Source organism: Pseudomonas sp. CIP-10 (genome assembly GCF_020911845.1).
In the GTDB taxonomy this organism is placed as follows: Bacteria; Pseudomonadota; Gammaproteobacteria; order Pseudomonadales; family Pseudomonadaceae; genus Aquipseudomonas; species Aquipseudomonas alloputida.
This window is the reverse complement of sequence record NZ_CP087160.1, coordinates 5,365,252-5,376,929: the sequence shown is the minus strand read 5'-3', so window position 1 is coordinate 5,376,929 and position 11,678 is coordinate 5,365,252. Positions and strand designations below refer to the sequence as shown.

General features: G+C 64.4%; 11 protein-coding genes. All 11 read right to left on the bottom strand.

What is annotated here, in order from left to right:
* Window positions 1-185: 185 nt before the first annotated feature.
* The 11 genes from cycA to cbiE all read right to left on the bottom strand — a co-directional run bounded on the left by cycA (window position 186) and on the right by cbiE (window position 11,478).
* Window positions 186-1,592, bottom strand: coding sequence for a D-serine/D-alanine/glycine transporter (cycA, locus tag LMH93_RS24265; protein WP_003249645.1), 1,407 nt, complete (start codon window positions 1,590-1,592; stop codon window positions 186-188).
* 221 nt (window positions 1,593-1,813) lie between these two features.
* Window positions 1,814-3,181, bottom strand: a complete 1,368-nt coding sequence (locus LMH93_RS24260) for a PepSY-associated TM helix domain-containing protein (RefSeq protein WP_230064690.1) — start codon at window positions 3,179-3,181, stop codon at window positions 1,814-1,816.
* Between the two features lie 56 nt (window positions 3,182-3,237).
* Window positions 3,238-5,304 (bottom strand): TonB-dependent copper receptor, encoded by a 2,067-nt coding sequence (locus LMH93_RS24255; RefSeq protein ID WP_230064689.1) that lies wholly within the window; start codon window positions 5,302-5,304, stop codon window positions 3,238-3,240.
* Window positions 5,305-5,370: 66 nt separating this feature from the next.
* The gene (locus tag LMH93_RS24250; RefSeq protein ID WP_230064688.1) at window positions 5,371-5,802 is read right to left on the bottom strand and encodes a DUF2946 domain-containing protein; all 432 of its coding nucleotides are present in this window, start codon (window positions 5,800-5,802) and stop codon (window positions 5,371-5,373) included.
* Between the two features lie 22 nt (window positions 5,803-5,824).
* The gene (locus LMH93_RS24245) at window positions 5,825-6,310 is read right to left on the bottom strand and encodes a copper chaperone PCu(A)C (RefSeq protein ID WP_108191007.1); all 486 of its coding nucleotides are present in this window, start codon (window positions 6,308-6,310) and stop codon (window positions 5,825-5,827) included.
* 47 nt (window positions 6,311-6,357) lie between these two features.
* Window positions 6,358-6,747, bottom strand: coding sequence for a DUF2946 domain-containing protein (locus LMH93_RS24240; RefSeq protein ID WP_108191006.1), 390 nt, complete (start codon window positions 6,745-6,747; stop codon window positions 6,358-6,360).
* A gap of 269 nt (window positions 6,748-7,016) precedes the next feature.
* Window positions 7,017-7,871, bottom strand: coding sequence for an SPFH domain-containing protein (locus LMH93_RS24235; protein ID WP_012053830.1), 855 nt, complete (start codon window positions 7,869-7,871; stop codon window positions 7,017-7,019).
* Between the two features lie 26 nt (window positions 7,872-7,897).
* Window positions 7,898-8,335, bottom strand: a complete 438-nt coding sequence (locus LMH93_RS24230; RefSeq protein ID WP_012053829.1) for an NfeD family protein — start codon at window positions 8,333-8,335, stop codon at window positions 7,898-7,900.
* A gap of 128 nt (window positions 8,336-8,463) precedes the next feature.
* A complete protein-coding gene (locus LMH93_RS24225; protein WP_014861028.1) occupies window positions 8,464-9,183 on the bottom strand; it encodes a cobalt-precorrin-6A reductase in 720 nt (239 codons plus the stop codon).
* The gene (locus LMH93_RS24220; RefSeq protein WP_004577047.1) at window positions 9,180-10,274 is read right to left on the bottom strand and encodes a cobalt-precorrin-5B (C(1))-methyltransferase; all 1,095 of its coding nucleotides are present in this window, start codon (window positions 10,272-10,274) and stop codon (window positions 9,180-9,182) included. Before LMH93_RS24220 ends, LMH93_RS24225 begins: the two co-directional genes overlap by 4 nt.
* Window positions 10,267-11,478 (bottom strand): precorrin-6y C5,15-methyltransferase (decarboxylating) subunit CbiE, encoded by a 1,212-nt coding sequence (gene cbiE / locus LMH93_RS24215; RefSeq protein ID WP_230064687.1) that lies wholly within the window; start codon window positions 11,476-11,478, stop codon window positions 10,267-10,269. Before cbiE ends, LMH93_RS24220 begins: the two co-directional genes overlap by 8 nt.
* Between the last annotated feature and the right edge of the window lie 200 nt (window positions 11,479-11,678).

Below are 11,678 nucleotides of genomic sequence, written 5' to 3'. Positions count from 1 at the left end.
CGTTGGTTGGATCCAGGTTGGTGCCTGATGGAATTGTGTGCACAGGATTGGGGCCGCGGTGCGGCCCATCGCGACACAAGGCCGCTCCCACAGGGAAGGCGCCAGCTTTTAGAAATTGAGCAAGACAGTTGCTCCCACATCGGACGGCGTACACCGTGCCTTCGTGGGAACAGCCCCCGAGGCCATCAGCCGTTACGCACGGCCGTGCGGGGATGGCGCCTGCTGCGTACGAGCTGGTAGGTCACCGCCAGCACCACAAACCAGATCGGCGTCACCACCAGCGCTGAACGGGTATCCGCTTCCAGGCTCAGCAACACCAGGATGAAAGCGAAGAACGACAGGCACACGTAGCACATGAAGCGCCCGCCCGGCATCTTGTAGTTCGATGCCTGGTGCAGCGCCGCGCGGTCTTTGCGGTACTTCAGGTATGACAGCAGGATCAGCGTCCACACGAACATGAACAGTACCGCCGACACGGTGGTGACCAGGGTGAATGCCTCGACCACGTTCGGCACCAGGTAGATCAGCACCGCACCGAGCAACAGGCAGGTACACGAGAAATACAGGCCGTTGGCCGGCACCGAACGGCTCGACAGTTTTTCAAAGGCCTTGGGCGCGTCACCTTCCTGCGACAGGCCGTAGAGCATGCGGCTGGTGGAGAATACGCCGCTGTTGGCCGAGGAGGCCGCCGAGGTCAGCACCACGAAGTTGATGATGCTCGCTGCCGCCGGCAGGCCTGCCAACACGAACAACTCAACGAACGGGCTCTTGCCTGGCACCACGTCGCGCCACGGGGTCACGGCCATGATCGCGATCAGCGCCAGCACATAGAACACGATGATGCGGATCGGGATCGAATTGATCGCCCGCGGCAGGGTGCGTTCCGGGTTCTTCGCTTCGGCGGCGGTGGTACCCACAAGCTCGATGCCGACGAAGGCGAACACGGCGATCTGGAAACCGGCGAAGAAGCCCATCAGGCCATGGGGGAACATGCCGCCGTCATTCCACAGGTTGGCCAGCTGGGCGGTGCGCCCGCTGGGCGAGGTGAAGCCGGTGATGACCATGTACAGGCCGGTCGCGACCAGACCGAGGATGGCAACGATCTTGACCAGGGCGAACCAGAACTCCATTTCGCCGAACATTTTTACGGTGACCAGGTTCAGCGACAGCAGCAGCCCTACGCAGGTCAGCGCCGGTATCCACTGCGGCAAGTCAGGGAACCAGAACTGCGTATAGGCGGCGATGGCGACCACATCGGCAATGCCGGTGACCACCCAGCAGAACCAGTAGGTCCAGCCAGTAAAGTAGCCGGCCCAGGGGCCGAGCAGGTCGGCGGAAAAGTCGATGAACGATTTGTAGTTCAGGTTCGACAGCAGCAGTTCGCCCATGGCGCGCATGACGAAGAACAGCATGAAGCCGATAATCATGTAGACGAAGATGATCGATGGCCCGGCCAGGCTGATGGTCTTGCCTGAGCCCATGAACAGACCGGTACCGATCGCGCCGCCGATGGCGATCAGCTGGATGTGGCGGTTGGTCAGGTTGCGTTGCAGGTGCGGTTCATCTGTCGCTATGGGTGAGGTTTGCGTCATAGGCTGCATTCCCTTGTAAAGGCCAGTCTTCTTGTCAGAGGTAGCCGGCTAGGCTAACACGCGCGTTCCAGTTCGGGGCGCGACAGATCGACTCTCCATTTGCAGCTCAGCATTTGGCCTGTACCGGCCTCTTCGCGGGTAAACCCGCCCCTACAAAGGCAACGCGGTCCCCTGTAGGAGCGGGTTTACCCGCGAAGAGGCCAGCACAGGCAACACAAGGCTCAAGCGGTGGCCAAGACCCTGCGGCGCCTCACCACCAAACTATCCACCCCCCACATCACCACCATCGACACCCCTACCAGCGGGAACATCACCCCCAGCACCAGCATCACTGCCACCGCCGCCTTCCAGCGTGGCAGGTCATGACGCAAAGGCGGTACGCCCAGGCCGCCGTCCGGCCGGCGCTTCCACCACATCACCAGCCCGCTCACCGAACCCAGCAGGATCATCAGGCACACCAGCAGGATGATGATCTGGTTCAGCGCCCCGAACATCTTGCCTTCGTGCAGCATCACGCCCAGCTCGGTGGCGCGGGCAACCGGGCTGTAGTCCTGCCAGCGCACATCGGCCAGAACCTTGCCGGTGTATTGGTCGACATGCAGGGTGGCGTCGTTGCGCGGGTCGTCGGCGAACACGGCAATGGTGAACACCCCGTCGGCAGTCGTGGGCAGGGTAATGCTGTAGCCCGGCTCGACCTGGCGCGAAGTGGCAATGTCTTCGACCTTTTGCACGCTCACCTGGGGCGCTGCGGGAAGGTCCGACATCATGTGGTGCCCGCCGTGCTCGGCGTGTGCACCGGACTGTGGCATCGGCGTGTTTTCCATGGCCCAGGGTACGGTCTGGCGGTGTGCGCTGTTCAGCTCACGCGCCTGCTGGTCCGACTTGGGCACGTCGTTCCACATGGCTGCCGGGAAGCGGTTCCACAAATCAGCGTACTGCTTGCCCCACAAGCCGGTCCAGGTCATGCCGCTGACCAGCATCAACAACAGCAAGGCCGAACCCCAGAAACCGGTTACCGCGTGCAGGTCACGCCAGAACAGCCGGCCGCGTGCCGTCAGCCGCGGCCAAAGCACGCCAGCGCCACTGCGCCCGCGCGGCCACCACAGGTACAGGCCCGATACCACCAGCACGATGCCCCAGCCCGCAGCCAGTTCCACCAGCCGGTCACCGACCGTGCCGACCATCAGCTCGCCATGCAGGGCGCGGGCGATGGCCTGCAGGTTCTGCTTGCCGTCCTGTTCGCCGAGGACCTTGCCGCTGTATGGGTCGACGAACACGTTCAGTTCGCGCCCGCCGTCATGCACCACGAACTGCGCACTGCGCGCGGCGTTCAGTGGCGGCAAGTACTGGGCGATGTGGCCCTTTGGGTAGGCTTGGCGCACTTCAGCCAGCATCGTGTCTGCGCCCTGCCGGTGCTGGCCGGCCTCGACCACCATCAGCTCGCGGTACAGCAGCGGGTCGAGCTGGGGCTTGAACAAGTAGATGATCCCGGTGATTGCCAACAGGATCATGAACGGGGCCACGAACAGCCCCGCATAAAAATGCCAACGCCAGGCCAGGTTATAGAAAGAGACGCGTGTTCCTCTCATGGGAACCTCCTTTTTTGACCAGCTGAAAGGCGCAACCGAAGCTGCGCCCGTTGTTGTCAGAAGCTGAAATCGACCTTGGTCCAGAAGGTCCTGCCTGGCTCGTTGACCGGCTGTGGATCTGTAGCCGGGTAGCCGAACCCGGCGTTCCCGGCCAGGTTCAAGTGCTCGGCGTAGGTTTTGTCGAACAGGTTGTCGACCCCTGCGCTGAGCTTGAGGTTGTTGTTCACCTTGTAGGCGCCGTTCAGGGAGAACACGCCGAAGCCGGCGCTCTTGTCGTAGTCCTTGCCAACGACGTTCCCTTGGTTTTCGGCAATGCGGTTTTGCGCCGCCACCAGCCGCCACAGTGCGCCGACGCTCCACACATCGCGGCTGTAGGTCAGGCCCAGGCGGCTTTCCAGGGGAGGCATTTGAGGTAGCGCCTTGCCGTCACTGCTGTTCTTGCCCCAAGCGTAGGCAAGCGTGGCATCGGCCTTCCAGTTATCAGTCAGCTGGTAGGCGGCGCCCAGTTCGCCACCCATGATGCGGGCGTCGATGTTCTGCGCCTGCGAGGTGCTCATGCCCATCATGCCGGTGCGGTAGTCGAACAGGATGTAGTCGCGAATCTGCCCGACATAGCCCGAAGCCCAGGCCTCCAGGCGCTCGGTGCGGTACTGGATGCCGAAGTCGAGCTGGGTGGTTTTCTCTGGCTTGATGCCGTCGAAGGCGTTGGCTGCCCCGGCGGGTGCCAGCTTGGGTGAGAACAGCTCCCAGTAGTCGGGGAAGCGCTGGGCGTGGCCGAGGCCGATGTAGGTGGTGGCCGGAATGGCTGCCAGGTCGTGCTCGTAGCGGATGAAACCGCTCGGCAAGGTGTCGGCACGGGTGTCGCCTTCGGTGGCGCTGGTTTTGCGGAAGTCACGCGCCGAGGCGCGGTCCAGACGGGCGCCGGTAATCAAGCGGTCCTCACCGCTGACGTACCAGGTCAGTTCGCTGAAGGCGCCGTAGTTGTGGAAGTCGGCGTCCTTGGTCCAGGCCTGGCCCTTGTGTGCGTCCACACCCATACCGCCACGCTTGCGATGTTCGTTGGTTTGCGCGTCGATGCCGCTGATCAGCTGCACGTCGGCCCAGCGCCAGGTGGCCTTGATGCGTGCCCCCATGGTGCGGCGGTCGACGTTGCTGACCATCGGCATGCCCATCATGCCGCTACCCGACGGTGTGCGCAGGCTGTAGTTGTCCATCACATGGTCGGCGTAGTTGTAGTAGACCTGCGCCTCGACCTTGTCGAGCACCTCGCCGAGGTTGGACTTTTCAAAGCGCAGGCCCAGGCTTTCGCGCTTGAACTGCGAGCCGTCCATGCCGCGCCCGGCGTAGCGGGCTTCGCCATCACCCTTGCCGGCCGTCAGTTCCAGCAAGGTGTCCTGGTCGGGTGTCCAGCCGAGGGTGACATCGCCGTTCCACTTGTCCCAGCGCGACGGCACGGTGTCGTTGTTGCCGTCGTGGTAGTCGTCCGAACGTGACTGGTTGCCGACGAAGCGGGCATAGGCCTGACTGTTGCCAGCCGCGGCATCCAGCACCTTGTCGAAGCGGCCGTTGGAGCCGGCCAGCAGGCTTGCGTTGACGCGGCTGCCGAGGGTGCCGAATTTCTCCGGTTCGCGCTCGAAGAGGATGGTGCCGGCCGAGCCGCCGGGCCCCCAGATGACGCTCTGCGGGCCTTTGATCACGGTCAGGCGGTCGTAGGTTTCTGGCGAAATATAGGACGTGGGCGCGTCCATGCGATTGGGGCAGGCGCCAAGCATCAAGCCACCGTTGGTGAGGATGTTCAGGCGCGAGCCGAACATGCCGCGCAGTACCGGGTCGCCGTTGGTACCGCCAGCACGGATTGCCGAGAAGCCGGGGATGGTCTTCAGGTAGTCGGCGCCGTCGCTGGCCGGCACTGGCTGGCGCGGGTCTTTCGGGTTGGTGACCACGGTCAGCGGTGAACTCGGGGCCACGGCGGTGATCACCGTCGGGCTCAGCTCGGGTGCGTCGTGCACATGGCCTTCATGGCCAGGGTCGGCGGCCAGGGCCATGGGTGCGAGCAGCGAACCGCACAGGGCGGCGATGGTCCCACGCAGGGACAAGGCAAAAACAGGGGTGCAGCCGGACATAATGATTCCAGTCGATCAGTCATGAGTTAGCGCGAAGCCTCCTGGCTTCGTGCGCAAAATGTGGTTTCAGACGTTGATCGAAGAAGGCGGGGCGCGGCTGCGCGCACCAGGGAATACAGCCTGCCGGGCATGGCCCTGGTGCGTTGGCGCAAACAGGTGGCTGGTGGGGACGATGCTGCCGGCGCTGAGCGGGCTGAGGGCCTGGGGCAGGGCCGGGCAGTTGAACAACAGGCTGCAGTAACCGCACTTTTCCCACATCACATGCAGCTGGCCATCGCCGCCGTGGCCGTAATGGGCGTCGCCGCCGTGCTGATGGGCAGCCGCCATCGGCATGTCCATCGGCATGTTCATGCCCACGTGGTGGTCCATCGGCATCGACTGGGAAATCAGTGGGCCGATGAAGATCATCCACATGGCGAACAGGCTCAGCCATCCGCCACCGGCGCGCCTGAGGTCAGGGCGGATGGTACGGCCGATGCTGTGGCGCGGCAGGCTCATGGCGCGTGCCTGTCAGCAGGTATCAGTGCGCGTGTTCGTGGGCTTGCGGCTGGTCCGCTGGCGCCTGCTTCTGCACGGCCACTTCGACGGTGATATCGCCGGCCTTTTCGAAGTGCAGGGTCAACGGGAAGCGTTTGCCGTCGCTGAGCAGGCTACGGTCCTTGGGCTGCATCAGCATCACGTGGTAGGCGCCAGGGGCAAAGGTCAGGTCCTTGCCGGCAGGTACTACCACACTGCGCACCTGTTGCATCTTCATGGCGCCAGTGGCGCTCATGGCATGCTCGTGCAGTTGCGCGTCATCGCTGATGGGGCTGTCGACGCTGAGCAGGCGGTCATCGGCCTGGCCTTTGTTGTGCACCACGAAATACGCAGCGACGTTAGGCGCGTTGGGTGGCAATTGCAGCGACCACGGGTGGGCAATGTGCAGGTCACCCACGCTGTATTCGTGGGCATTGGCAAAGGCGCCAGGCAGCAGCAGGGCGGCCATGACGAGGGCGTGCTTGAGCATGGTGAATCTCCGTTTCCGTTCTGGTTCAGGCAGACAGCGTGATGAACTCAGGCTAGCGGAGAGGCACGAGGATTCAGCCCAGGCCAGAGCTGGCGGGGCGTGGGTGTGTACTTGGCAGCTGGCGGCAGCAGCCCGCTGAGCAGTGTCGGCGGGTGGTGCAACTGTGGCGGGTAGCCGGGCAGGGCCAGCAACGGCACGGCACCGGAGCAGCACCAGCAGTTCATCATGCCGGCGCTGTCGTCACTTTGCGGGCCGAGGTCGATCTTGGCCAGGGCCTGAACGTCGACGTTGGCCTTGTTGGCCATGCTGGAACAGAAAGCCCCCCACAGCAGCTGCTCGGCCGGGCCCTTGGGCGCAGCAGAAGACAGCGGCATGGCCAGCAAGTTGAATAGCACTGCAAGGCAGGCTACCCAGGCAATGTGCCGACGTGGGGGCATGGAGAGATCCGGTCAGGAATCGTGGTGGCTATTGTAAGGCGGAGTATAGGTAAAAATGCCGGGGTGCGGTGAAGTGACGCAGGTGGCCTGGTAATGGGGGCTGCTGTGCAGCCCATCGCGACACAAGGCCGCTCCCGCAGAATTGCGGCAGCCTCGAATACTGCGCTGTCCTGTGGGAGCAACTGTCTTGCTCAATTTCTAAAAGCTGGCGCGATCCCTGTGGGAGCGGCCTTGTGTCGCGATAGGGGCGCAAAGCGCCCCCGACACTCTCAAACCTTGTTGCGGCCCATCAACCCGCGCACGGTCTCTTGCAGGTCAGCCGGCAACACCACCACCTTGGCATTGCTGCTGCCCGCCAGGTTCTCCATCGCGCCCACATAGCGTTCGCCCAATAGGTACATCGCCGGTACGGTCTCGTTGCCCACCGCTTCCTTCACCAGCGAAATCGACCGCGCCGAGGCCTCGGCCAGGCTGATCTGCGCCTCGGCATCCAGCCTGGCCGCCTGCAGGCGCGCCTCTGCTTCGAGGATCGCCGCCTGTTTGGCCCCTTCGGCGCGGGTGACGTCGGCCTTGCGCTCACGCTCGGCTGCGGCCTGGCGTTCCATGGCCAACTGCATGTTTTCCGAAGGTTTGATGTCTTGAATTTCCACCGAGCGCACGGTCACGCCCCAGTCTTCGGTCTGCTCGGACATTGCATCGCGCAGACGGGCCTTGATCTGCTCGCGGCTGGACAGCGCCTCGTCGAGGTCCATTGCACCGACGATGGCGCGCAGCGAGGTCATGGTCAGGCTGGTGACGGCGAACGAGAAGTCCTGCACGCCATACGAGGCTTTCTGCGGGTCGACTACCTTGGCGAAACACAGGGCGTTGGCGACGATTACCGCGTTGTCCTTGGTGATGATTTCCTGCTGCTGCACATCGAGGATGATGTCCTTGGTCGGCAGGCGGTAGGCGACCACGTCCATGTAGGGGATGACAATGTTCAGGCCCGGCTTGAGGGTGCTGTGGTAGCGGCCCAGGCGCTCGACGATCCATTCCTCGCCCTGGGGCACGATGCGTACCCCCTTGAACACGGTGATCAGGACGAACAGGGCAATGGCGCCGACGACGATGAGGCTGGTCATGCTGCAAAATTCCTTTTAATGCGGATTCAGGCCCGGATAACGCGGGCGGTGTTCCCCTCGATGGCGGTCAGGCGTACCCGCTCGCCGGCAGCGATCTGGCCATCGGCGATGCAGGTCCATTCTTCGTTGCCGAGGATCGGCTTCTGGAAGCGTACGCGGCCTTTCTGGAACTCCGACACGGGAGCGGTCAGCAGGCCCACTTCGCCGATCACGCTGTCGGCGGTCCAGCGCACATCCGGCTGCTTGCGCCGAAACACTTTGAACCACAGCACAGTGGTGGCCGACGACAGCAGTACCCACAGCAGGACCTGCATGTCCAGTTGCAGGCTGGGTGCGGCGAGCGAGATAAGCGAGACCAGCACGGCGCCGATGCCGAACCAGAGTATGAAGAACGTTGGGAGGACCAGTTCAAGCAGGATCAGCGCGATGCCGAAGACCAGCCAGATCCACCATTGCATTTCCATATGGGTGAAACCTTCCGGGGGAGGGGCGTCGAGTTTAAGGCAGCAGAGCGGCAACGGGCCACTGGGTTAGTTGGAAGAAAAGTCTGAAATCTTTGTAGGACTGCCTGTGTGTCGCGAAAGGGCAGCGCCTAGAGGGCGAGCGCTGTTGCCAGGTCCGCCAGTGAGTCGAATGCCCGGTCTACCTCCGGCAGTGCCGGACGTTTCAGGACAAGCACCGGCACGCCAAGCTCCCGCGCTACCTCCAGTTTCGGCTCGGTCGCCACACTGCCGCTGTTCTTGCTGATCAGCACATCGATGTGGCGGCGCTGGAACAACGCCCGCTCATCTTCGATATGGAACGGCCCACGTGCGCCAATCACTTCACAGCGCTCGTTGCCAGGGCACGCCTCCAGCGCACGCAAGGTCCAGAACTGCTCTGGCGGAATCTCGTCCAGGTGCTGCAGCGGCTCGCGTCCTAGCGTGAACAGTGGCCTGCGGAACGGCTTCAGTGCTTCGATCAACCCTGCCCAATCCTCGACTTCTCGCCAGTCGTCCCCTGCTTGCGCCTGCCAGGCGGGACGACGCAAGGCCCAGCACGGGATGCCGACGTTGCGTGCGGCGCTGGCGGCATTGCGGCTGATTTGCGCGGCATAGGGATGGGTGGCGTCGATCAGCAGGGTGATACCCGCCTCGCGCAGGTAGCGGGTCAGGCCCTCGACACCGCCATAGCCCCCGACCCGCACCTGGCATTGCAAGCCCTGCGGCACGCGGCCGATACCGGCCAGGCTGTAGACATGTCGAGGCCCGAGTTGGCGGGCCATCGCCAGGGCTTCAGTGACCCCCCCCAGCAACAGGATGCGCGCAGTCATTGCACACCCGCCTGGCCGACGATGCCGCCTTGGCGGTCGATGGCGAACACCTCCACGTGCACCTGCGCCGGCACGACGCTACGGGCGAAGGCCAGGGCGTGGGCACACACCGCGTCACCCAGGGCAATGCCGGCCGCATGAGCCAGGGCGAGCGCTTGCTGGCTGGTGTTGGCGCCGCTGATGGCAGCCTGCAACGCCTCGTCAGCGCCAATGTCTGCGGCCCAACCTGCCAGTTGCGGCAAGTCGATGCTGGAGTGACGACTGTGCAGGTCCATGTGCCCGGCGGCCAGTTTGCTGATCTTGCCGAAGCCGCCGCACAGGGTCAGGCGCGGCACCGGTACCTTGCGCAGGTGCTTGAGCACCGCGCCGACGAAATCGCCCATTTCGATCAGGGCGATTTCCGGCAGACCGTAGACGCGGCGCATGGTGTCTTCGCTGGCGTTGCCGGTGCACGCGGCTATGTGCGTGTAGCCGTTGGTGTGGGCCACGTCGATGCCTTGGTGGATCGAGGCAATGTAGGCCGCGCAAGAGAACGGCCGGACGATGCCGCTGGTGCCGAGGATCGACAGCCCGCCGAGGATGCCCAGACGCGGGTTCATGGTTTTCAGGGCCAGTTGCTCACCACCTTGCACATTGACCGTGACCTCGAAGCCGCCAAGGTAGCCGCACGCGTCGGCCAGGCGTTGCAGGTGTTCACTGATCATGCGCCGAGGCACCGGGTTGATGGCCGGCTCACCCACCGCCAGCACCAGCCCCGGGCGTGTCACCGTGCCCACGCCGCTGCCAGCGACAAAACCAATGCCAGGTTCCGCCAGCAGGCGCACCTGGCTATAGAGCAGGGCACCGTGGGTCACGTCCGGGTCGTCACCCGCATCCTTGAGGGTACCGGCTTCGGCGCACTCGCCGATCAGGCGGCAGAATTCCAGGCGCATCTGCACGACCTTGCCTTTGGGCAGGGTGATGTCCACCGCATCATCACGCTGCCCGGTGAGCAGCAGCTTGGCCGCTGCCAGGCTGGTGGCGGTGGCGCAGCTGCCGGTGGTAAGGCCGCTGCGCAGAGGCGCGGGCTGTTCGCGGGTTTCTTCACGCATCGGCGGGTTTCAGTACTTCCAGAAGGGTGATCGGCAGCGCCTGGCGCCAGGTGTCGAACGCACCCAAGGGCTGGGCATGAGCGACATGGATACGGGTCAGCTCACCACCGTGCTGTTCGCGAAAGTGCGCCAGGGCCAGTTCGCTTTGCAGGGTGACGGCGTTGGCCACCAGGCGGCCGCCGGGACGCAGGCTTGCCCAGCACAGGTCCAGTACACCTGCGCGGGTAACGCCGCCTCCGATGAAGATTGCATCCGGTTGTTCCAGGCCTTGCAGCGCCGCTGGCGCCTTGCCGCGAACCAGTTGCAGACCGGGTACACCCAATGCATCGCGGTTATGCTCGATCAAACCCTGGCGGCCTTCGTCGGCCTCGATGGCCAGGGCGCGGCATGCCGGGTGGGCACGCATCCACTCGATGCCGATCGAGCCGCAGCCCGCACCGACATCCCACAAAAGTTCGCCGGGTTGCGGTGCCAGGCGCGCCAGGGTGATGGCGCGGACATCGCGCTTGGTCAACTGGCCATCGTGCCGGAATGCGTCGTCTGGCAACCCGGCCAGCCGGTGCAGGCGGGGCGCATCGGGCGTAGCCAGGCATTCGATGACGACCAGGTTGAGCGCCGCGATATCGGTGTGCGGCCAGTCCTGGGCGGTGCCGGCCAGTGCACGTTCGTCCACACCCCCCAGGTGCTCGAACACCTGAAGGCGGCTTGGGCCGAAGCCTTGCTCGCGCAGCTGCGCGGCAATTGCCGCCGGGCTGTCGCCATCGTTGCTCAGCACCAGCAGGCGCATGCCGCTGTACAAGTGGGCATTGAGCGCCGCCAGGGGGCGGGCCACCAGCGACACCACCTGCAGGTCCTGCAGCGGCCAGCCCAGGCGGGCGGCAGCCAGGGAGCAGGAAGAGGGCAGCGACAGCACGCGCATTTCTGCAGCAGGCACCTGGCGTGCCAGGCTGGCGCCGACGCCGTAGAACATAGGGTCACCGCTGGCCAGCACGCACACCGGCTCGCCGCGCAGGTTCAACACCGGGGCCAGCGAGAACGGGCTGGGCCAGGCCAACTGTTCAGCGGTCACGCAACGTGGCAGCAAGGCCAGCTGGCGCGGGCTGCCGAAGACCCGCCCAGCGCCCAGCAGGGCGCGCCGGGCCTGTTTGCCCAGGCCGCTGAAGCCGTCTTCGCCGATGCCTACTACTGTCAGCCAGGGTGTCATGTATTTCGATCCGCCATTTTTGGGGCCGCTTCGCGCCCCTTCGCGGGCAAGCCCGCTCCTACAGATACAGGGCAGCCTGTGCAGCCTGCAGTGATCCTGAAGCGGGCGAGCCCGCGAAGAAGGCGACGCGGTCCTGAATTTCTACTTAATCGCCGAGGATGCTCGACCACCGGCTTTTCATGCCGCCGGACAAAGCAGGC

Bases quoted from the DNA above. Each gene is read 5' to 3' on its own strand.
- LMH93_RS24235 (WP_012053830.1), bottom strand. From the start codon at position 7,871: ATGACCAGCCTCATCGTCGTCGGCGCCATTGCCCTGTTCGTCCTGATC.
- LMH93_RS24255 (WP_230064689.1), bottom strand. From the start codon at position 5,304: ATGTCCGGCTGCACCCCTGTTTTTGCCTTGTCCCTGCGTGGGACCATC.
- cycA (WP_003249645.1), bottom strand. From the start codon at position 1,592: ATGACGCAAACCTCACCCATAGCGACAGATGAACCGCACCTGCAACGC.
- LMH93_RS24230 (WP_012053829.1), bottom strand. From the start codon at position 8,335: ATGGAAATGCAATGGTGGATCTGGCTGGTCTTCGGCATCGCGCTGATC.
- LMH93_RS24260 (WP_230064690.1), bottom strand. From the start codon at position 3,181: ATGAGAGGAACACGCGTCTCTTTCTATAACCTGGCCTGGCGTTGGCAT.
- LMH93_RS24220 (WP_004577047.1), bottom strand. From the start codon at position 10,274: ATGCGTGAAGAAACCCGCGAACAGCCCGCGCCTCTGCGCAGCGGCCTT.
- LMH93_RS24225 (WP_014861028.1), bottom strand. From the start codon at position 9,183: ATGACTGCGCGCATCCTGTTGCTGGGGGGGGTCACTGAAGCCCTGGCG.
- cbiE (WP_230064687.1), bottom strand. From the start codon at position 11,478: ATGACACCCTGGCTGACAGTAGTAGGCATCGGCGAAGACGGCTTCAGC.
- LMH93_RS24240 (WP_108191006.1), bottom strand. From the start codon at position 6,747: ATGCCCCCACGTCGGCACATTGCCTGGGTAGCCTGCCTTGCAGTGCTA.
- LMH93_RS24250 (WP_230064688.1), bottom strand. From the start codon at position 5,802: ATGAGCCTGCCGCGCCACAGCATCGGCCGTACCATCCGCCCTGACCTC.
- LMH93_RS24245 (WP_108191007.1), bottom strand. From the start codon at position 6,310: ATGCTCAAGCACGCCCTCGTCATGGCCGCCCTGCTGCTGCCTGGCGCC.